General features: G+C 44.0%; 20 protein-coding genes. 2 read left to right on the top strand and 18 right to left on the bottom strand.

What is annotated here, in order from left to right; all coding sequences use genetic code 11:
- Window positions 1–80 precede the first annotated feature (80 nt).
- The 6 genes from ACN6NB_RS06025 to proG all read right to left on the bottom strand — a co-directional run bounded on the left by ACN6NB_RS06025 (window position 81) and on the right by proG (window position 6,472).
- On the bottom strand, window positions 81–1,703 hold the full coding sequence (locus ACN6NB_RS06025) for a peptide ABC transporter substrate-binding protein (RefSeq protein ID WP_099663192.1): 1,623 nt from the start codon (window positions 1,701–1,703) through the stop codon (window positions 81–83).
- The gene (locus tag ACN6NB_RS06020; protein ID WP_064498349.1) at window positions 1,703–2,713 is read right to left on the bottom strand and encodes an ABC transporter ATP-binding protein; all 1,011 of its coding nucleotides are present in this window, start codon (window positions 2,711–2,713) and stop codon (window positions 1,703–1,705) included. The genes ACN6NB_RS06025 and ACN6NB_RS06020 overlap by 1 nt, the downstream gene beginning before the upstream one ends.
- A 7-nt stretch (window positions 2,714–2,720) precedes the next feature.
- Window positions 2,721–3,683, bottom strand: a complete 963-nt coding sequence (locus ACN6NB_RS06015; RefSeq protein ID WP_058838943.1) for an ABC transporter permease — start codon at window positions 3,681–3,683, stop codon at window positions 2,721–2,723.
- Entirely contained in the window at window positions 3,680–4,615 is a 936-nt protein-coding gene (locus ACN6NB_RS06010) for an ABC transporter permease (protein ID WP_039177974.1), read from the bottom strand. The genes ACN6NB_RS06015 and ACN6NB_RS06010 overlap by 4 nt, the downstream gene beginning before the upstream one ends.
- Window positions 4,616–4,633: 18 nt before the next feature.
- Entirely contained in the window at window positions 4,634–5,458 is an 825-nt protein-coding gene (locus ACN6NB_RS06005; RefSeq protein ID WP_064498348.1) for a M55 family metallopeptidase, read from the bottom strand.
- A gap of 189 nt (window positions 5,459–5,647) precedes the next feature.
- Entirely contained in the window at window positions 5,648–6,472 is an 825-nt protein-coding gene (proG, locus tag ACN6NB_RS06000; protein ID WP_144491148.1) for a pyrroline-5-carboxylate reductase ProG, read from the bottom strand.
- Between the two features lie 168 nt (window positions 6,473–6,640).
- Between proG and ACN6NB_RS05995 the strand changes: the two genes are divergently transcribed.
- Complete coding sequence (locus tag ACN6NB_RS05995; RefSeq protein ID WP_144491147.1) at window positions 6,641–7,927, top strand: S1C family serine protease; 1,287 nt, start codon at window positions 6,641–6,643, stop codon at window positions 7,925–7,927.
- A 31-nt stretch (window positions 7,928–7,958) separates the two neighbouring features.
- Here the strand turns inward: ACN6NB_RS05995 and ACN6NB_RS05990 are convergent, their stop codons facing one another.
- Window positions 7,959–8,915 (bottom strand): ring-cleaving dioxygenase, encoded by a 957-nt coding sequence (locus tag ACN6NB_RS05990; protein WP_047203045.1) that lies wholly within the window; start codon window positions 8,913–8,915, stop codon window positions 7,959–7,961.
- A 329-nt stretch (window positions 8,916–9,244) separates the two neighbouring features.
- On the opposite strand from ACN6NB_RS05990, the gene ACN6NB_RS05985 reads away from it, so the two are divergent.
- Window positions 9,245–10,570, top strand: coding sequence for an APC family permease (locus ACN6NB_RS05985; RefSeq protein ID WP_039177966.1), 1,326 nt, complete (start codon window positions 9,245–9,247; stop codon window positions 10,568–10,570).
- A gap of 13 nt (window positions 10,571–10,583) precedes the next feature.
- Here ACN6NB_RS05985 and ACN6NB_RS05980 read toward each other — a convergent pair whose 3' ends face one another.
- From ACN6NB_RS05980 to ACN6NB_RS05930, 11 genes are all read right to left on the bottom strand, one after another.
- The gene (locus ACN6NB_RS05980; RefSeq protein ID WP_024426788.1) at window positions 10,584–10,913 is read right to left on the bottom strand and encodes a hypothetical protein; all 330 of its coding nucleotides are present in this window, start codon (window positions 10,911–10,913) and stop codon (window positions 10,584–10,586) included.
- 63 nt (window positions 10,914–10,976) lie between these two features.
- Window positions 10,977–11,933, bottom strand: a complete 957-nt coding sequence (locus ACN6NB_RS05975) for a sugar-binding transcriptional regulator (protein WP_058838940.1) — start codon at window positions 11,931–11,933, stop codon at window positions 10,977–10,979.
- Window positions 11,934–12,026: 93 nt separating this feature from the next.
- On the bottom strand, window positions 12,027–12,812 hold the full coding sequence (locus ACN6NB_RS05970; RefSeq protein ID WP_144491299.1) for an SDR family NAD(P)-dependent oxidoreductase: 786 nt from the start codon (window positions 12,810–12,812) through the stop codon (window positions 12,027–12,029).
- The gene (locus tag ACN6NB_RS05965) at window positions 12,790–13,485 is read right to left on the bottom strand and encodes an SDR family NAD(P)-dependent oxidoreductase (protein WP_075611291.1); all 696 of its coding nucleotides are present in this window, start codon (window positions 13,483–13,485) and stop codon (window positions 12,790–12,792) included. The genes ACN6NB_RS05970 and ACN6NB_RS05965 overlap by 23 nt, the downstream gene beginning before the upstream one ends.
- Before the next feature lie 31 nt (window positions 13,486–13,516).
- On the bottom strand, window positions 13,517–14,899 hold the full coding sequence (gene lpdA, locus ACN6NB_RS05960; RefSeq protein ID WP_058838937.1) for a dihydrolipoyl dehydrogenase: 1,383 nt from the start codon (window positions 14,897–14,899) through the stop codon (window positions 13,517–13,519).
- A 12-nt stretch (window positions 14,900–14,911) separates the two neighbouring features.
- On the bottom strand, window positions 14,912–16,237 hold the full coding sequence (locus ACN6NB_RS05955; protein ID WP_144491146.1) for a dihydrolipoamide acetyltransferase family protein: 1,326 nt from the start codon (window positions 16,235–16,237) through the stop codon (window positions 14,912–14,914).
- A 17-nt stretch (window positions 16,238–16,254) separates the two neighbouring features.
- Window positions 16,255–17,235 (bottom strand): alpha-ketoacid dehydrogenase subunit beta, encoded by a 981-nt coding sequence (locus ACN6NB_RS05950; protein ID WP_034281944.1) that lies wholly within the window; start codon window positions 17,233–17,235, stop codon window positions 16,255–16,257.
- A 31-nt stretch (window positions 17,236–17,266) separates the two neighbouring features.
- The gene (pdhA, locus tag ACN6NB_RS05945) at window positions 17,267–18,250 is read right to left on the bottom strand and encodes a pyruvate dehydrogenase (acetyl-transferring) E1 component subunit alpha (protein WP_039177954.1); all 984 of its coding nucleotides are present in this window, start codon (window positions 18,248–18,250) and stop codon (window positions 17,267–17,269) included.
- A gap of 180 nt (window positions 18,251–18,430) precedes the next feature.
- On the bottom strand, window positions 18,431–19,462 hold the full coding sequence (locus ACN6NB_RS05940; protein ID WP_058838935.1) for an alcohol dehydrogenase catalytic domain-containing protein: 1,032 nt from the start codon (window positions 19,460–19,462) through the stop codon (window positions 18,431–18,433).
- Window positions 19,459–19,905, bottom strand: coding sequence for a hypothetical protein (locus tag ACN6NB_RS05935; protein ID WP_041085086.1), 447 nt, complete (start codon window positions 19,903–19,905; stop codon window positions 19,459–19,461). The genes ACN6NB_RS05940 and ACN6NB_RS05935 overlap by 4 nt, the downstream gene beginning before the upstream one ends.
- 61 nt (window positions 19,906–19,966) lie before the next feature.
- Window positions 19,967–20,245 carry a PTS sugar transporter subunit IIB gene (locus ACN6NB_RS05930; protein WP_047203576.1) on the bottom strand — a complete coding sequence of 93 codons (279 nt, stop codon included), beginning with the start codon at window positions 20,243–20,245 and terminating at the stop codon, window positions 19,967–19,969.
- Window positions 20,246–20,263: the final 18 nt, after the last annotated feature.

Genomic DNA, 20,263 nt, shown 5'->3' with positions numbered 1-20,263 from the left:
AATCTATGGGCATCTTCTCCATAACATGAACGAATAAAGGAACAGACGCTTTTTTCCAAAGCGTCCGTGTTTCTCATTTACTACTCTCCATCTACTTGTGCCCATTTCAAATCGATATACCCAACAGGATGGCGGACAATCCCCTTTACGCCCTCTTTTTGTAAATGGACTTGGTTATAAAAATGAATTGGAATGATCGGTGCTTCTTCCATGAGAAGTGCCTCTGCCTCATGAAGGATGCTGTTTCTCTTTTGTTCATCTGCTTCCTGGCTCGCCTTTTTAATCAGCTGATCATAGGTGTCGTTTGACCATCCCGTCCGGTTCATCGCATTCCCTGTTTGAAAGCTCTCGAGGAAATTGATCGGATCTGCATAGTCTGCTAAAAATGAACTTTGCGAGAATTGGAATTTCAGTGCCTTTTGATCTTCTGCAAATACATTGGCTTCCATGTTCGCAAGCTTCACGTCTACACCCAGCGCTTCTTTTAATTGCTGCTGGATGGCTTCAGCTTTTTTCTTGTTCTCAGGCTTTGTACTATATGTTAATGTGACGGGCGGCAGCTTCGAATAGTTCTCTTCTTTCAGCCCTTTTTCTAATAGCTTCGCAGCTTCACTCGTATCTTGTTTGACAAGATCGCCGCCAGCTTCTCTGAAATCTTCACCCTTTGAATCTAGAATTCCCGGTGAAACGAAGGCGCGGGCAGGCTTCTCTTTATTCTTCGTTACATAATCCACGATATCTTGCGGATTGATCGCCATTTGAAAGGCTTTGCGAATGTTCTTATTTTGAAAAGGTTCCATGTTCACATTCAGACGATAAAAGAACAGTCCTGCCTGATCTTCAATGTGCACATCTTTATTTTTCAGCAAATTTTCACTTTGTTCTGCTGGGACGAAGGCAGTATCTAAATCTCCCGATTGATACATTTGATAATCAGTGTTGCGATCACTGATCATCAGCCACTTTACCTGATCCAGCTTAACTGATTTTTTGTCCCAATACGTCTCACTTTTTTCCATAGTGAAGCTCTCATCATGCTTCCATTCTGTCAGCTGAAACGGTCCATTCCCAACAAAGGTTTTGGCATCCTTTGCCCAGTTTGGGTCCTTCTCAGCTACCTTCTCATTGACAGGGAAAAAGGCAGGGTTTGCGGTCATATTTAAGAATGACTTCTGCGGGTATGCCAGTGTGACTTTTAGCGTTTTGTCATTTTCAGCACTGACTTTTACGTCCTCTTTCTTTCCCTTTCCGCTGTTAAATGCCTCTCCGCCTTCAATCATGTAAGCTAAGAACGATGCAGAGGAGCCTGTTTTCGGATCGAGCAGACGCTTCCACGCATATTCAAAGTCACTCGCTTTCACTGGATCACCATTCGACCACTTGATACCATCTCTTAAATGAAACGTGTACGTTTTTCCATCCTCTGAAATCTCCCATTTTTCAGCCATTGCAGGAGATGGTTCGTGCTTTTCATTCAGTCTCGTTAATCCTTCCATTAAGTTATTCAGCCCTTGCCACGATACATTATTAAAACCAATCGGCGGGTCAAATGACGTCGGTTCGTTTTCGTTATTTAAGGTTAATATTTTCTTTTCACCTTTACTACTTGATGATCCTTTACCTGCTTGCTCATTCGCTGTACATCCTGCGAGCAGCATGATGATGAACAAACAAACACTGATGATCCACCCTTTTTTTCTCATCAAAAACTCCCCCTTTGTGTTGAAGATAACATCGCTTGGTTCGCTCGCTCATCCTGGAGCCAGCAATGCACTGTATGAGTAGGTGATCGCCGCGTTTCATGCGGCATGATATGATCACACACTTTCATGGCCACCGGGCAGCGATCGGTATACGGACAGCCCTTTGGCGGCGCAAATAAATCAGGCGGGCTTCCTTCGATCGGAATCAGTTCATCTTTCATATCAAGTCTTGGAACGGATTGCAGGAGCCCTTTAGTATAAGGATGCTGCGGACTGTAAAAAATATCTCGTCTTGTTCCGACTTCAACCATTTTCCCTCCGTACATGACTGCTACTCGGTCGGCAACTTGGGCTACGACCCCTAAGTCGTGTGTGATTAAAATAATGGTGACACCTGTTTTCCTCTGAATCTCTTTAAACAGCTCTAAAATTTGTGCCTGTATGGTCACGTCCAGCGCGGTCGTCGGTTCATCTGCGATCAGCACCTTTGGCTCACAAATCAGTGCCATTGCAATCATGAGCCGTTGCCTCATTCCTCCGCTGAATTGGTGCGGGTATTGCTTTAACCTCTCCTTCGGCTGCGGAATACCAACCAAATCAAGCATCTGTACGGCGGCTTCTTTCACTTCTTTTTTCGTCAGCTTTTGATGTTCCTTCGCTGCTTCCATCAGCTGATCTCCTATTGTCAAGGTTGGGTTGAGTGCCGTCATCGGATCTTGGAAGATCATCGAGATATCGACACCTCGTATGGCGCGCATTTCTTTTTCAGATAATGACAGCAAGTTGCGGTCTTGAAACCAGATTTCTCCCTGATCAACATGCGCGCTGTATGCAGGCAGAAGCCTCATAATACTTTGTGATGTCACACTTTTTCCGCAGCCTGATTCTCCTACAATGGCTAAGGTTTCTTTTTCATAAACATCGACATTCACTCCGCGTACTGCTTGAACTGAACCGCCGTATGTTCGAAAGCTGACGTGCAGATCGATAATTTGCAGAACTTTTTTCACAGCACCATCACCTCTTCATCTTTGGATCAAGCGCATCTTGCAAGCCATCACCTAAATTGTTAAAGCAAAACATCGTGAGTGAAATAAAAAATGCCGGGAAAAATAAACGCCACCAATGTCCATTGTCTGACAGCACAGTCGGCAAAGCATCATTGGCCATCACGCCCCAGCTTGCAAACGGCGCTTGAATACCTAAACCGAGAAAGCTAAGGAACGCTTCAGCAAATATCGCGGTCGGCACAGTGAGGGTCATCTGGACGATAATCGGCCCCATCGTATTCGGCAGAAGGTTGCGGCGAATGATCCGCAGGCTTTTGGCACCAAAGGTTTTGGAGGCAAGGACATATTCCTGGCCTTTCAGCTGAAGAACCTGACCTCTCACAATTCTTGCCATTCCAATCCATCCGGTGACAGTGAGCGCTACAATAATGGTGACAAGCCCTGGTCCCATGAGCACCATCAATAAAATGACGACAAGTAAATAAGGAAGTCCGTAGAGCACCTCGACAATCCGCATCATGATATGGTCATAGCGTCCGCCTTTATAGCCGGCTATGCCCCCATAAATCACACCGATGGCAAAATCAATCAGGGCTGCCATGACACCCACAAATAACGAAATGCGTGCTCCGTACCAAGTACGTGTAAACACATCTCGCCCAAGCTCATCTGTTCCGAACCAGTGAGCAGCAGAGGGCGGCAGATTTTGCATCGAAAGACGCTGCTCTGTCACACTGTTTGGCGCAAGCAATGGGCCTAAGATTGCCATGACAAAAAGAAAAATCAGGACCGATAGACTAAACATCGCAAGCTTATTTTGCTTCAGCCGCCTCCATGTATCAGCCCAATAGGAAAGAGAGGGTCTTTTAATGGCATGGGCTTCCGTTTTCTTTTGCTCTCGAGGAGAAAACCATTCGTCCGGGACTTCAGGATGCCTGTTCGGTGGATCATGCTGAAGGTGTATACTCATGCCTTTCCTCCTTTCTGATGCAGCTGAATCCTTGGATCAAGGAGACGATACGCCACATCGACAATGAAGAGAAGTGTGATTAAAATAATGCTGTAAAAAACAGTGGTTCCCATGATGACAGGATAATCACGATTGTTAATGCTCTCGACAAAGTATTTTCCCATTCCAGGAATGGCAAATATTTTTTCAATGACAAAACTTCCTGTTAAAATACTTGCGACAAGTGTTCCAAGAATGGTCACAACGGGTAAAAGTGCATTCCGAAGCGCATGCTTAAATACAATTTTTAAGGGAGAAAGTCCTTTTGCTTTGGCAGTACGGATATAGTCTTGCGACAGCACTTCAATCATGCTCGATCTCGTTAACCTGGCGATAATGGCCATTGGCCCGACAGCAAGGGCGATTGTAGGCAGCACCATATGCATTGGACTTGTCCACATCGCTGTAGGAAAGAGCTTCAAATTGACAGCAAGCTGCTGAATTAATAAGGTAGCAAAGATAAAGTTTGGAATGGATATACCGAAAACAGCAATGGTCATAGCGATGTAATCAATCAAACCATTATGCCGGAGGGCAGCCATGACCCCTAGCAGAATGCCAGAGATGACAGCAATCAATATTGAGATAAGACCAAGTTCTAATGAGACTGGGAAGCCTCTCGCCAATAGATCATTGACACTTTCAGAAGGCTTTTTAATGGAAGGACCAAAATCAAAGGTAACAATGGATTTTAAATAGATGACATATTGAACATAGAGTGGTTCGTCTAAGTGATAGTAGCTTTCGAGGTTTCGCTGGACGGTTTCGTTTGTATTTCGTTCTTCATTGAAAGGCGATCCTGGGATGACCTTCATTAAAATAAACGTTAAAGTCGTAATCGTTAAGATCGTGGCAATCATCGCAATAAAACGCTTGAGCAAAAAGCTGGCCATCTACTGTCTCCCCCTCGCTTAACAAAATGTTGTACGTGCGGCAAGCTCTGTCATGACAAGCATCGCTTGATAGGCTTCTAATATATTCTCTGCTTGGTACGTCACCATTGTTGTTCCTTCTATGATGGCAGTACCCGGCATTAAATTCGCCCATTCAGCTTGTCCATAGTTGGCAAACTCAATCTTAAGCAGCGGCTGATTAGGAGGCGTCAGCGGCTTCATTTGATCAATCTGTTTCATCGCGGCTTCCACTTGCTGCGAGATTTGTTTATTGACTTTGGCAGGGGGTAAGCATTTCACAGCAGATCTTGAGATGGTCTCTTTCACCGCTACTGTTTTCACACCAGGCATCAGCTTTTCTGCCTCTAGTGCTGCTTGATCATCCCCGCAAACAAGAATCACTGGAACACCATAGTAGCCTGCAACATACGCATTAAAGCCCATTTCACCAATTGGATGATCATTTATGTAAAAATGTCTGACCCCAAAAATCATACTGTGCGACATCACACCTTTCATTGATGCTCTTGCATGATAGCCTAAAAAAACAGCGGCATCATAGGTTTGATCCAACCCTTGCACCATTGAATAAGGCTTTACATCACCTGATATGAGAACTGCCTCTTCATGCAGTTCTTCGATCAAAAGATTATTCATTTTAGAATGACTGTCATTCACCAAAATGTCGGTGGCACCATGCTGAATAAGCGCCTCTACACAGGCATTCACTTCACCTGTCATAATGCGTCTGCCCCGCTCATAGTTATGCTGGCGTGAATCAACAAATGTATGATCAGCTAGACCAGTAATTCCCTCCATATCGACAGATAGATAGAGCTTCATTCCCATCCCCCTTTAATTAAACATAAAATTTGTGTATATTTTTCTAAATTTTCTAAAAAATTATATGAGAACTTGATTGATTTTTCAATACAATGTCTGAAAATAAGGAATTTAGACTCAGATAATACAGGTCAAAAGGCTATTTCAGAAAGGATTTTTTTAACAAATAAAACACCACTAACTATGTCTTTAGTGGTGTTTATCCGCTTCATTAATCTGCGATTTCAGCTGTTCATATTTCTTCATGGTTTGTGTAAATAAATCATCAAACATCTGAGGTGCCTGCTGTTGAATGACCTCAGCGCCTTCTCCTGTAATTCCCCCTTTTGTCGCCACTCTATCGACAGTTTCAGCAAAGGTGAGACCTCGTTCTACAAGGATCTGGCCTGTCCCTAAAAGGGCATACGTTAAAAACTCATTCGCTTCCTCTAAGGAAAGATCACTATTTCTCACAGCCGCTTTCGCCATTTCTTCAAACAGAGCAGCAATAAAACCAGGAGATGAGCTTGTCAAATTGCTTGCCGCATCAAACCGGTCTTCCTCTACCTCCCTGACGATGCTAAAAGCTGAAAGCAGACGGTGTAAACGTTCTTTGTTCTCACGCCCTGCGGTTGCACCATGCGCAACAAGGGATACGCCTGTGCCAACAGCTGACGTGAGTGTTGGGATGTATCTAGACACTGGCTGTGTTGTATGTGCTTGTAACTTTTCTAATGTCACAGCTGCTGCTACTGACACAATATGTACCGCTTTCGCTTTAGATGGCAGCTGATCTAGAACATCTAGTACAGCAAGCGGCGGCACGCAGACAAACAATATATCACATGACGCAGAAAGTTCGTCTAATGAGCAAATGCTGATTTCTTGGTGCTTTTCTTGAAGCTGATGCAGGCGTTCCGTTTCACTTCTTGTATGGATCATGATTTGATGAGCATCTAGTACCCCATTTTCCAGCCACTTTTGCACCATCATATCAGCCATACTTCCATATCCAATAATTCCGATTGTCTCCACAGTTTAAACTCCTCTATTTGCTAAGATTCACTACTTATTTTAACAATTTCCCACAATGTTTTCATTTTTATCCCACACTTTTTTCTTACGATAAAATCAGTCACCACCACATACGGTAAAACACCTTGAACACATACATGAAAAAATAAATGAAAGAGAGTGATTCGGATGACTCACAAAGATGACAAACAAACTATTGAACAACCTCAAAAACAGAAGAAGCCAAATGGCTGGTTTAAACCATTCGTCAGCGGTGTTGTGGGCGGTATATTAGCGTTAGGTGTCTACGTTCTTACACCGTATGCTCAGCATTCATCAGACAGCACTGCAAATGATTCGGCAGCGAAAACAGAAGCAGTATCGACAAATCACACGAATTCGTCAAAAACAACAGCCGTCCAAACATCAAATTCATCAAACAGCATTTCCAGCATGGTCGAAAATGTATCACCAGCAATTGTGGGCATTACAAACTACCAAGCACAAACTCAAACAGACACGAGCTTTGGCGATTTCAGTAACCCTTTCGATGAATCACAGCAAAACAAAAGCAGTCAAGAGGAAAAAACCGGTACAGGCTCAGGAGTGATTTTCAAAAAATCAGGCAATAAAGCCTATATCTTAACAAACAACCACGTCATTGAAGGGGCAAACAAACTCACCGTATCCTTACACGATGGCAAAACCATTGAAGGAAAACTGGTCGGAGCTGATCCGCTCACTGACCTAGCTGTTGTGGAAATTAGCAGCAGTCATGTGACGAAGGTGGCGGCATTAGGCAATTCCTCCTCACTGCGTGCTGGAGAAACTGTCATCGCAATCGGAAACCCGCTTGGTGAAGACCTTTCAAGAACGGTGACACAAGGAATTGTCAGCGGTGTCGACCGAACAGTCTCTATGAACACATCAGCAGGCGAAAGCAGCATTAATGTCATTCAAACAGATGCAGCCATTAATCCAGGTAACAGCGGCGGCCCGCTTCTGACGACAGACGGAAAGGTTGTGGGGATCACGAGTATGAAAATCTCTGAAACAGGTGTGGAAGGCATTGGGTTCGCGCTGCCAATCAATGATGTCAAACCAATCGCTGATCAGCTTCTCGCAAAAGGAAAAATTGAACGTCCATATATCGGCATCAGTATGCTGGATCTCGAACAAGTTCCAGATGTGTATCAGAAAGAAACACTCGGACTTAAAAGCAGTCAGCTCGATCAAGGCGTGTATGTCAAAGAAATCGCCGCTGGCTCACCTGCCGCCAAAGCAGGCTTAAAGTCAGAGGATGTCATTACCGCCATCAATGGAAAACAAATCAAAACTGGCAGCGAATTACGTCACGAGCTATACACGAATGCAAAAGTAGGAGACACCGTGAGCATCACCCTCATTCGAAACGGAAAACAAGAAACGAAGCAGGTCACATTAACACAATCTGAATCTAAGCAGGTCAGTTCCTAATGAAAAAACAGCTCAGTTATGAGCTGTTTTTTTATGACGATTGAATTGGCGTTAATCTTTGTTCAATTTCTGCTCGTTTATGCTCTAGGAATGGCGGAAGGGCTAATTGATCGCCAAGTACATCCACCCCTTCATCAACTGTAAACCCAGGACCATCTGTTGAAATTTCAAATAAAATACCATTTGGCTCTCTAAAGTAAAGAGCTTTAAAGTAAAAGCGTTCTACAACACCAGAGTTCGTAAAGCCTGCTTTTGATATTTTTTCATACCATTTTTCAAGCTCTTCTGCATCCTTCACGCGGAATGCGACATGATGCACACTTCCTCTGCCGGAACGTTCAGAAGGCCCTTCTGTTTTTTCAATCACATGAATTTCTGTTCCAGCACCGCCATTTCCTGACTCAAAAATGGTCACGATCTCACCATCATTTGATTGTTCACGTGCTCTTTCGGTGAAACCAAGGATGTCTGTTAAAACACGGATCGTCTTATCAGCTTCTGCAACAGTTAATTCAACTGGACCTAAACCTCTAATCGCATACTCTGCAGGGATATCGTCATGCACTGGCGGTGAGCCTTCTTCTTGTGCGTTCGGTTCTACTGTTAAAAACAGCTGCTGCCCTTCTGGATCTTTAAAACGCAAGGCAGGTCTTCCGCCTCTCAAGGAAGCTGTTTCTTGCTGTACGCCTTTATCTTCAAACCGCTTTTCCCAAAACGTGAGTGCCTCTTCAGAAGAAACGAGAAGGCCTGTGCTTGTGATCGCATTTGTCCCTTCCAAACGGCGGGCAAGCATTGGAATCTCAAAGAATGTAAGCTCTGTTCCTGGTGAGGCAACCTCATCTCCATAAAACAAGTGATACATAGACGGGTCATCTTGATTGACTGTTTTCTTTACAAGTTTCAAGCCAAGAATTTGGCGATAGAAATCAACATTCTTCTGAGCATTGGCTGTTAACGCAGATACGTGGTGAATCCCATTGATTTTCATTATTTTCACTCCTATTTTAAATTATCTCGAATTCGAGATAATATCCTTATGAATAAAATAGTTCATTTTTCAAGAAAAGTCAACCATTTGACTGTACGTTTACTGGATGTTCGGTTTCCGGCCATTAAATTAACATTAAATCGAAAATATTCTTTCATCGTTCGTTTTTAACACAACATTCACCCTAATATCTCCAATAAACGAACACTTTCAATCACAAATACGAAAATCAGAAAATTTTTTTAATTCTTGTTTTCCTAAAATCGTATTACAATGAACAAAATACATGTCACAGTAACGTACGAAAGTGATGCAGGAGGTCGTGTGTAATGAACAAAGAACAACCAGCGTTAAAACAAGACATCGGCTTATTTTTCGCCCTATCTCTTGTCATCGGGACCATTATCGGGTCAGGCGTCTTTATGAAGCCAGGCAACGTCCTTTCCTATTCAGGGAGCTCAGACATCGCATTATTCGCTTGGCTGTTAGGTGGAATCTTAACCCTTGCAGGCGGACTGACTGTCGCTGAAATTGGTACACAAATCCCGAGAACCGGCGGTTTATACGCCTATCTTGAAGAAGTGTATGGTGAATTTTGGGGCTACTTATGCGGCTGGGTGCAGATTATTATTTACGGACCCGCCATCATTGGTGCACTTGGTCTTTATTTTGGTTCATTATTAGCCAATTTATTTTCGCTTTCGACTTTATGGTCTACAACGATCGGCATTATCACCGTTTTATTTTTATGTATCATCAACATCATGGGAACAAAATACGGCGGATTTGTTCAGGGGCTGACCACTATTGGAAAGCTTGTCCCAATTGCCGCTATTATTGTGTTTGGCATATGGAAAGGTAACGAAAACATCTTCATGGCTGTCAACGATAGCATCGCTCAAATGAACTTCGGTGCAGCGATTTTGGCTACGTTATTTGCTTATGATGGCTGGATTTTACTTGCTGCGCTTGGTGGAGAAATGAAAAACCCTGAGAAACTGCTTCCTCGCGCGATGGCAGGCGGAATTTTAATTGTGACGGCTTGTTATCTCTTTATTAATGTCGCACTTTTGCACGTGCTCCCAGCTGATCAAATCGTCCAGCTAGGTGAAAATGCGACGAGCACTGCTGCTACCATGCTCTTTGGACCAATTGGCGGGAAAATCATTAGTATTGGGATCATCATCAGCATCTTTGGCTGTTTGAACGGAAAGGTTCTTTCATTCCCACGTGTGATTTTTGCAATGGCAGAACGAAAGCAGATTCCTTTCGCCAACGCGATTTCCCGTATTCACCCAACGTTTAAAACACCTTGGATCGCTGTATTTGTGCAAATTTTGATCGCCATTGTGTTTATGATCGTCAGTAATCCCGAGAAGCTCTCTGAAGTATCGATTTTCATGATTTACATCTTTTATGTCATGGCCTTTTTCGCCGTCTTTAAGCTGAGAAAACAAAACAGCGGAATGAAGCGTGCGTACAGTGTACCACTTTACCCGCTGACACCAATCATTGCGATTATCGGTTCATTATTCGTCTTAATCAGCACCATGATCACCGATTGGAAAAGCTGCCTGATCTCCATGCTGATCGGGATGGCTGGACTGCCTATTTATTATTATATGAAAAAAACACAAAATAAAGCAGAGCACTAATCAGTGCTCTGCTTCATTTTTTATATTGTTTGATTACTTTGTATGATTCGTTTAAATATCTCATGAGCCGGTATGGCTTACTAAGCACGCGGATTGGGAGCCTTGAGATAAATCCATTCAGGTTCGACTTATATTCCTGCGTGATCCGCTTTGGCTTTGTCGCTATTTTTTCATATACTTCTTTGTAAAATTCCTTCATGATGTCGACTTGCACACTGATCTTTTGATGACACTCTGTACACTCAACGCTTTTCATCTGATCATTCACATAAACGATGCTGTGGAGGGTCTCTTCTTGGCACCGAGTACAATGTAGGTTTGCTTCCATTTCGGTTTTCTTCAAGATACACAGCTCCTTTCTCGTTTGATGTTGCTCTTGTTATACCATTCGAACGCTGCAAGCCTTTTATTGCACGGATGCTTCCTTTAAAATGGCTGCCGCCGTTAGTTCGTCTGTCACCAGTACTTGGATGAACCCACCATTTAAAGCCCCTAAAATACTTTCAGCTTTATGGGTTCCTTCTACAACAGCGATGACCGTTTTGACGCTCTTTAATTGTTCCAGCGATAAGCCTATGACCTTTTGATTCAGTTCATCTTGGACAGGTTTTCCTGCTCCATCAAAGAAACGAAAACCAATATCACCAACAGCCCCTGATTGCCTTAAACCAGATAAATCCTCTTCTTTTAAATAACCGACTGTTTTTAAAGTCGACCCTTTATGCGGGTTGCCAATACCGATGAGGGCAATATCCACATTTCTGCCTTCTTCAAGCACAGCTTCTATGTCCTGCATCGCCATTAGCCGTTCTTTTAATTCTTCTGTTTCTAAAATCGCAGGGGCATATAAATAGGAACACGTGCCGTTCATTTTCTTTGCCAGCTCATATGCCAGCTGATTGGCATGAATATCGACTGCCTGCCTGCCCATTCCGCCCTCTAAAGGAATGACCTTCACATCGTTTCTTCGTTCAAACGGATATTCTTTGACAAGCTCAGCAAGCGTCGTCCCCCATGAAATACCGATTTTCTCCGCATTTTTCATGTTTTTAGACAAATAATAGGCGCCTGCTTGACCGACTGCCCGCTTCACCATCTCGGACATTGTCCCAACACTTGGGACAACGACCGCATCTGTTAATTGAAAGGTTGTTTCCAGCTGCTTCTCAAGTTCCACTGTATGAATGCTTTCGTCTTTAATGTACACTTCAACGATTCCCACATCTTTTGCTTTTTGTAAGAGCTTTGAAATGACTGGTCTTGAGACATTGAGCTTTTTTGCAATTTCTTGCTGCGTCCACCCGTCTGTATAATAAAGATGAGCAACTTTGACGAGCTGTCGTCTTTCTTCCCAATTCAGCATGTGACATCATCCTTTTAATATACTATGATTACCAGTATATCAAACATTCGTTTCCAATTGGAACAATTGTTATGAAAATGAAAAAAAGAGCGATTAACTCTCCGCTCTTTTTCCCTCAGTATATTTCGGCTGATATGTTCTCCCACCGTCTAACAGGATAATTTGTCCGTGCAAATAACTCCCTTCATCACGTGTGAGAAATAAAGTGAGTCCTGCGATATCCTCAGGTTTTCCTAACCTTCCGATTGGAATGAGTGATTGCAACTGCCGTTTCTCCTCAACAGTTGGATAGAGTGTATCAAGCATTTGAGATTCAATCACGCGGGGAGCAATCACATTGATGCGTATATGATGGGAGCCTAGTTCCTTTACGAGCGATCGCATCAATCCAAAAGCACCTGCTTTTGATGCATAATATTGAATACCGCCGCCTGAGCCGGTGATGGCCGATCCCGATCCAATAATGACAACACTGCCTTCCTGCCGCTCACACATATAGGGTGCCAACGCTTTGATGCAATAGTAAAGACCATATAAGTTCACAGCCAGTGTCTTTTTCCAAAGTGAAAAATCGACTTCTAAAAAAGGTAGTGATTTTGTCATTCCTGCTGAATACACAAGATGAGCAATACCGCCCAGCTCCCTTTCAGCTGCTGATATCATTTGCTGAACACTTTCCCACGATGAAACGTCAGCTTGAAATATCAGCAGCTGAGGATACTGTGTCTTTAAGAGCGAAAGTCCCATTTCATCTATATCTGACACAGCAACCGGCTGTCCTTCTTTTAAAAAACGCTCAGCTATTTCTTTTCCGATCCCTTGTGCTCCGCCAACGATGAGAACTGGTTTTTGATCATTAGCCAGCGCTCTCACCCCCATCAAGCATAATCGCCACGCCATCTGTAAATGCACCATAGGATGTACTGAGGAACACCGTCATATGGGCCACAGTCTCCTTGATTTGCTCTGTATCAGGAACCAAATGGAGAGGAGGCGGCAGCAGCGCAAGCACCCGAATGCCTTTGTCTTTAAATTCTCTTGCTAACCCTTTTGTCATGGCATTCAGCATAGAATTCGATGTAGCATGCGAGATCCCGCCATCTCCTGTGATACTGCCTGATGACGATATATTAATGATGCAGCCTTGCTTCTGATCAACCATATGCCATACGGCAGCCTGACTGGAAAGAAAGACGGTATTCACAGCCGATTCCACTTCATCTACCCACCCATCAGGGCTCACGTCATCAAGCTCTGCGCCTGCTCCTTGCTCTGCTTGATTGACCAGAATATCCAGTTTACCGCATGTATCAATCACTTGCCTCAGCATCCGTGTCGCATCATGCGGCGTTTCCAGCGGGTTCTGAATAATACTCGCTTGACCGCCCATTTTTTGAATGTCTTCACGAATGGTTTTAGCCTTTGATTCATCATGAAACGTGTGTAAAAAAACATGTGCACCTGCCCGGGCTAAAGCCAGGCAGATGGCTTCTCCAAATCCATCTGTGCTACCTGTCACAAGTGCCGCTTTCTGATGAAGCTGGACGTGCACACGTATCTCCTCCCTATCCCTTGTTTGGCCATTATTTTCTCAGCTTACTCACGATATCAAGTGCTGCTTCATAAAAACCTTCTGAGATGGTCGGATGCGGATGAATCATTTTCGCCATCTCTTCTGCTGTTCCTTCTAAATACATAAAGGAGGAAGCTTCTGAAATCATCTCTGTGACGTGCGGGCCAACCATCGTCGCGCCAATCACTTCACCATAGGCTGTATCGTATACCAATTTAATAAAGCCTGTTTGCTCACCTGCCGCTAGTGCTTTACCGCTTGCCGCTAAATCAAATCGTTCTGCCCGCACGTTAAGTCCTTTGGCTTTTGCCTCTTTCTCAGTCAGACCGACACTTGCTACCTCTGGTAATGTATAAATACATCTAGGCATGATATCAGCATTCATTTTTTCAGACACACCGCAAATATTACTGACCGCAACAGCGGCCTCTGCCATCGCTGCATGAGCCAGTTGATAGCCGCCCGCAACATCCCCAACTGCATAGACACCTTCAACGCTTGTCTGCATCTTGTCGTTCACCTTGATAAAAGGACCATCCAGCTGAAGATCAAGCTGGCTGACAGCAGAAACAGCAGGTCTTCTTCCTACACAAACAAGCAGTCTTTCAGCCGTAAAGATATGCGTCTCCCCTTTATCGTCTGATGCATGAACCGCTTTGACTCCTTCGCTTTCCGTTACCTCTGTCACAGTGGTTTTCTTCGCGATATGGATGCCTTTTTTCTTTAATTCTCTTTCTAGCAGCTTAGATGCTTCCTCGTCTTCTTGCGGAATAATGGACGGAGCTGCTTCAATAATCGTGACTTTTGATTGAAGGCTCTGGAAGATACAAGCCAGCTCAAGTCCAATGACACCGCCGCCAATGATGACGACAGAAGCAGGAATATCTGGGATGTCAAAGATCGTATCACTTGTGTCAAATTGAATGTCTTTAAGGCCCGGTATTGGCGGAATAGCGGGTGAAGATCCAGTGGCAATCATGAGCTCTTTCGTTTCAATCAATTCTGAACCATCTTGTTTTTCAATCTCAATCTGGTGTCTTGTCACAGCTGTACCTCTGCCGTTATATACATCAATCTTTCCTTGCTTTAATAAAAAGGCAATTCCGCCTCTGAGCTTTTCAATGACGTCATCTTTGCGCTTTCTCATTTTATCGAAGGAAAGGACCAAATCACCTGTTTCAATTCCCCAGCTTTTCGCCTTCTCAATTGATTCAATGACTTCTGCATGTTTGAGCAGTGTCTTTGAAGGAATGCAGCCCCGATTTAAACAAGTACCGCCAAGAAAATCCTCTTCAATCAATGCGACCTTCCGTCCACGCTCAGCTGCTTGAAGGGCGGCAGTATACCCGCCAGGCCCTCCGCCAATGACTGTCAGATCATACGTTTTCGTCATCCGATTCATCTCCTACATTAGCAATTCAAATGGTTGTTCAAGCACTTTTTTAAGGTCTGTTAAAAAGGCAGCCGCTGGTGCGCCATCTACCACTCGGTGATCAAACGATAAACTAACGCCCATCATCGGCCGCACCTGAATTTCTCCATCTACCACAACAGGTTTTTCTTGAATGCGCCCAACGCCTAAGATCGCCACTTCTGGCTGATTGATAATCGGGGTAAAGGTATCAATGGCATACATACCTAAGTTACTAATGGTAAAAGTGGACCCTTTCAGCTGGTCTGGCAGCAGTTTTTGGTCACGTGCGTTTCGGCCGATTTCTTTCGCCTCTTTTGTCAGCTGTTTTAATCCTTTTTGGTTCGCATGAGAAATGACTGGAACCATTAAGCCATCTTTTACAGCGACAGCGAGACCAATGTGCACATCATCATGGAAATGGAGCTCATTTTGTTCAAACGTCATATTGATATGCGGGTGGCGCGTAAGTACATTGCTAACCGCATGAATGATAATTTCTGTGAACGACAGTCTGTAGCCTGTCTCTTTTTCAATCGCTGGCAATAGCTGTTTGCGTACTTCTTTTGCTTTTGTCATATCGATTTCACTTGTTAATGTCACGTGCGGTGCTGTAAAGGCACTTTGTGACATGCGATCAGCGATCACTTTTCTCATGCCAGCTAGTTTTTGTGTTTTCACTGGAGAAGACTCAGCTGTTTGTGCAGCTGCTGCCGTTACATCACTCTTCATAATTTTTCCGTGCGCACCAGATCCAGCAACATTCGCTAAATCGATTCCTTCACGAGCAGCCACTTTCTCTGCTAGAGGTGACACGCGCTGATCTTTCTCATTAGAGTGGACAGCCGCCTCGACGTCCCGCTTTTGAACTCTGCCTTTAGGTCCTGTGCCAGATACCTCATGAATCGCCACATGATGATCCTTTGCCGTTTTTCTCGCCGCAGGAGTGGCACGCACTTTTTCATTAGGTGTTTTTAGGGCTTCAGTAGAACTGGATGAAGCCGTGTCTGATGAAGCCGATTCGCTGCTCCCGGATGAATCTTCATCTGATTGTGCTGGCGGTTCGCTTGGCACCTGTTCATTTGCCTCTCCGATATATCCAATGACAGCATTGACTGGAATTTGATCATCGGCTTCATAATATTTCTTTAGAAAAATACCATCATCATAGGCTTCCACTTCGATATTGATCTTGTCTGTCATAATTTCAAAAAGAGGCTCACCGATTTCAACCGAATCTCCTTCTTCTTTAAACCATTGAAGCAAGGTGCCGACTTCCATCGTACTGCTTAGCTTCGGCATAAATATCTCTTTTGGCATGATCTTCTCCCCTTTACTTAAGAGCGCACAAGCTCTTTTGCTGCTTCAATAATATCTGGCACTTGTGGAATGACCGCTTTTTCCAGCGTCGGGTTGTATGGTATTGGAACCGCAAGACCGCCAAGTCGTTTAATTGGAGCATCTAAGTAGTCAAAGGCTTCACTTTCCGCTATCATACTTGCAATCTCTCCGCCATAGCCGCCTCGTTTTACCGCTTCATGAACCACGATACATTTACCTGTTTTCTTCACAGATTCGATAATCGTTTCTTCATCTAATGGGACAAGTGTTCTTGGGTCAATGATTTCAACATCGATTCCCTCTGCTTCTAGTTCCTTCGCCGCTTCTAACGCTTTGTGAACCATAATCGCTGTTGCTACAATCGTGACGTCTTTCCCGCTTCTTTTCACATCTGCTTTTCCTAGAGGAATTGAATATTGCTCTTCAGGCACTTCACCGATTGTTTTATATAAAAGCTTGTGCTCGTAGAAAATGACAGGGTTGTCATCATCCATCGCTGCTTTTAAAAGACCTTTTGCATCATAGGCTGTTGAAGGCTGAACCACTTTGAGTCCTGGAATATGTGCCATCCACGCTTCTAAGCTTTGTGAGTGCTGCGCCGCTGCACCCGTTCCCGATCCTGCTGGCGTTCTTACAACAAGCGGCACCTTCCCTTTTCCGCCAAACATGTATCGTGTTTTGGCTGCTTGGTTCACAAGCTGATCCATTGCGATTGTAATAAAGTCAGAGAATTGAAGTTCTAAAATCGGACGCATACCGGTTAAAGCCGCTCCGACTGCCCCACCTGCGATGGCAGCCTCTGAGATAGGTGTATTGCGAACGCGCTCTGGACCAAATTCTTCAATCATGCCGCGCGTGACCCCAAAAGCACCTCCATATACGCCAATATCTTCACCTAAAATGAAGACATCTTGGTTTTCTCTCATTTCCTGACTCATAGCCTCTCGAACAGCTTCTAAATATGAAATCTCTCTCACTGTTGTTTTTGTCACGTGATTCCCCTCCTAATTAGGCGTATACATCTTCTAATAGTGTGTCAATTGACGGTTCTTTACTGTTTTTGGCGAATTCTACAGACGCTTCAATTTCCTGCTTCGCTTCTTCCTGTAAGCTTGCTGCCTGCTCTTCTGTCAAAACATTCAGTTCAATCAAGAGAGACTTAAAGCGTTTGATGCCGTCTTTTTGTCTCCACTCTGTCTCTTCTTCACGTGTACGGTATTTTTTCGCATCACTCTTAGAGTGACCCTTCCAGCGGTACGTTTTCATTTCAATAAGTGATGGGCCTTCTCCCGCTCTCGCACGGCTGACTGCTTCATCAACTGTGTTCATAATTTCAACCATGTCATTTCCATCAACTGTTTTCCCTGGCATTCCGTAGCTTTCTGCTCTTGTTGAAATATCTTCAATGTTGATCATTTCTTTCACAGGACCAGACATACCGTACTGGTTGTTTTCACAAATAAACACAACCGGTAAATCCCAAATGGATGCGAGGTTTAAAGCTTCATGGAAGCTGCCTTCATTTGTGGCACCATCTCCGAAGAAACAAAGAACAACAAAGCCTTCCTGCTTCATTTTAGATGTGAGCGCTGCACCTGTTGCCAGCGGGATACCGCCGCCAACAATTCCATTTGCCCCAAGATTTCCTTTTTCTAAGTCCGCGATATGCATGGAGCCGCCTTTTCCTTTACAATAACCGGTTTCACGTCCAAACAATTCAGCCATCATTTTATTGACCTCGGCCCCTTTTGCAATACAGTGACCATGTCCTCGGTGTGTGCTGACGATCTTATCTTTATCTTTTAATACGGCAATCGATCCAACAGCTGATGCTTCCTGTCCAACACATAAATGAGTGGTGCCATGGATAAGTCCTTTTGCAAAGAATTGATCGACCTTTTCATCAAAATATCTCACTAACCACATTTGTTTATATAAATCTGCTAATTTCTCATGACTAATCTGTTCAGGCAAAGTGATTTGTTTTTGCATTTCTTCTCTCCCCTTTACATTTGTTCTTATATGTTACATTTGTAATTATCATACGTTTAAGTGTCAACGAAGTCAAGCAATTCTCTCTCATTTTTAAGCGTTTTCATCTTTTGTCAGAAAAAAAGAGAAAGGCAAAGCCCTTTTCCAAAGAACTTCTCTTTCTCTTTTAATCTCCTACACTCATTCATCTGGATACATCATGATTTTGACGCTCTCACCCTCAGGATTCCTTGCACATTCTATCGCCTGAAGCAGCTGGCTTAACGGATAACGGTGCGTCACCATCTTTTCAGTGTTGACCACTTTTGCTTTCAGAAGCTCAAGGGCTTCACGATAATGATATGGATGCGATGAATAGGCTCCTACTACCTTCACTTCATCATTGAAAAATCGTTCAGCAGGAATGGCCACATCTCCCTTTGGAAAATGAGCAAACACCAAAATCGTCCCGCCTCGCGCTACAGCTTGAAACGCCTCTTTTAAAAGCGCACTGCTCCCAACAGAAATAATAACGAGGTCTGCTCCCTTACCATCTGTTTCTTTCATCACCCGGTTTTCCACTGGCTCAGCTGCTGGATGAAAAGCGGCATCTGCACCTAAACTTCTCGCACGCAGCAGTCTATTCTCATTCACATCTGTTATCATCACTTTTCCAGCTAAATAATATTTGGCAAGCTGCAATTGAATACAGCCAATTTGCCCCGCTCCAAGGATCAAGACGGAATCTCCTGGATGAACAGGTGCTCGTTCAAACCCGTGCAGGCAGCAGGCAACGGGTTCTACCATCGCCCCTTGCTCATACGATACGTCTTTTGGAAGCTTGCCCATCGTGTGCTTGACATGCAAAGCAGGTATACGGATATATTCTGAAAACCCTCCTGGCTCTACATTTGTGGCTGTAAACTGCGGACACATCGTATAGAATCCCTTTTGACAAAAGTCACAGGTGAAACAAGGCACATGATGCGCCACATAGACCCTGTCTCCCGTCTGGACATTTGTCACGCGTGTGCCGGTCTCGACAACATCACCAGCGATTTCATGTCCCAGCACGGTCCCAGGAGGTACTGTCTCATGCGTTGCTTTATAAATATCCGTTCCGCATAAGCCGCAGGCTCGCAGCTTTAACAGAACTTCATCATCACCGATGACTGGCCGGTTCCGCTCCTCATACCGAATGTCCTCTGAAGAATAAAAGACAGCTGATTTCATGTAGCTGCATCCTCCTTTTCATCACCCTTCGCAAAATCCTGTAACGTTTGCACAAGCTGTTTGTACTCACTCATCTCACTTGATATCCAGTAACGCCCTCCGAATATCCGGGCTGGTCCCACCCTGACATAGACTTTCCCGATATGAGGATATGGCTTTAAAAAAAGCTTTCCTTTAATATCAGACACAGCATATGTGTGCCATCTGCCAAAAGCCCCTATCTTCAGTTGATCTTCACTAATGACGACATTTGTCGGCTGGTTCAGTCCTGTGATACTAGACAGCATGAGAATCGGCAGTGTATAAACGCCTAACACTGCTAACGGCTCAGGTCCTGCTGACCATAACGTATAAAGAGACCAGAGAAAAAACAGACAGATGAGCACAGCCGGAAGAAAAATAGACAACACTGCAGACGTTCGGCTATAAGCATGATGCTGCATGAGACTTCCTCCTTTCAAATCACTAGAAGGAGCCGCGAAAGCTCCTTCAGAAAATAGCCCTCTACTTGATATGCTCTATGATTTTCTCGATATCATCTTCAATGCCAAATCCAGTTAAAAAGGATAATGTTTGAATCACAGGTGTCCCTTTTGTATCACTCACAGGCGTTGTTGTCACAATTAAATCGGCGCCCTCTGCTTTTTGCGGGACTTCAGATGCCTTACATTGTTCCACCACGACATCATATCCTTTTTCCTTTAATGTCTCTTCTACCTTTTTAGCCACAACCGTTGATGTTGCAACTGCCGTTCCGCATGATACTAATATTTTCTTCGCCATTAGAATCCCTCCAGCTCA

Source organism: Bacillus sp. 11B20, assembly GCF_056098985.1.
Note: the sequence above shows the minus strand (reverse complement) of the source record. Positions and strands in the feature narration are given on the sequence as shown.

Excerpts from the sequence above, each read along its gene's own strand:
- ACN6NB_RS06025 (WP_099663192.1), bottom strand. The coding sequence starts at position 1,703 with ATGAGAAAAAAAGGGTGGATCATCAGTGTTTGTTTGTTCATCATCATG.
- ACN6NB_RS06015 (WP_058838943.1), bottom strand. The coding sequence starts at position 3,683 with ATGAGTATACACCTTCAGCATGATCCACCGAACAGGCATCCTGAAGTC.
- ACN6NB_RS06010 (WP_039177974.1), bottom strand. The coding sequence starts at position 4,615 with ATGGCCAGCTTTTTGCTCAAGCGTTTTATTGCGATGATTGCCACGATC.
- ACN6NB_RS06005 (WP_064498348.1), bottom strand. The coding sequence starts at position 5,458 with ATGAAGCTCTATCTATCTGTCGATATGGAGGGAATTACTGGTCTAGCT.
- ACN6NB_RS05995 (WP_144491147.1), top strand. The coding sequence starts at position 6,641 with ATGACTCACAAAGATGACAAACAAACTATTGAACAACCTCAAAAACAG.
- ACN6NB_RS05990 (WP_047203045.1), bottom strand. The coding sequence starts at position 8,915 with ATGAAAATCAATGGGATTCACCACGTATCTGCGTTAACAGCCAATGCT.
- ACN6NB_RS05985 (WP_039177966.1), top strand. The coding sequence starts at position 9,245 with ATGAACAAAGAACAACCAGCGTTAAAACAAGACATCGGCTTATTTTTC.
- ACN6NB_RS05975 (WP_058838940.1), bottom strand. The coding sequence starts at position 11,933 with ATGCTGAATTGGGAAGAAAGACGACAGCTCGTCAAAGTTGCTCATCTT.
- ACN6NB_RS05970 (WP_144491299.1), bottom strand. The coding sequence starts at position 12,812 with ATGGGGGTGAGAGCGCTGGCTAATGATCAAAAACCAGTTCTCATCGTT.
- lpdA (WP_058838937.1), bottom strand. The coding sequence starts at position 14,899 with ATGACGAAAACGTATGATCTGACAGTCATTGGCGGAGGGCCTGGCGGG.
- ACN6NB_RS05955 (WP_144491146.1), bottom strand. The coding sequence starts at position 16,237 with ATGCCAAAAGAGATATTTATGCCGAAGCTAAGCAGTACGATGGAAGTC.
- pdhA (WP_039177954.1), bottom strand. The coding sequence starts at position 18,250 with ATGCAAAAACAAATCACTTTGCCTGAACAGATTAGTCATGAGAAATTA.
- ACN6NB_RS05940 (WP_058838935.1), bottom strand. The coding sequence starts at position 19,462 with ATGAAATCAGCTGTCTTTTATTCTTCAGAGGACATTCGGTATGAGGAG.
- ACN6NB_RS05935 (WP_041085086.1), bottom strand. The coding sequence starts at position 19,905 with ATGCAGCATCATGCTTATAGCCGAACGTCTGCAGTGTTGTCTATTTTT.
- ACN6NB_RS05930 (WP_047203576.1), bottom strand. The coding sequence starts at position 20,245 with ATGGCGAAGAAAATATTAGTATCATGCGGAACGGCAGTTGCAACATCA.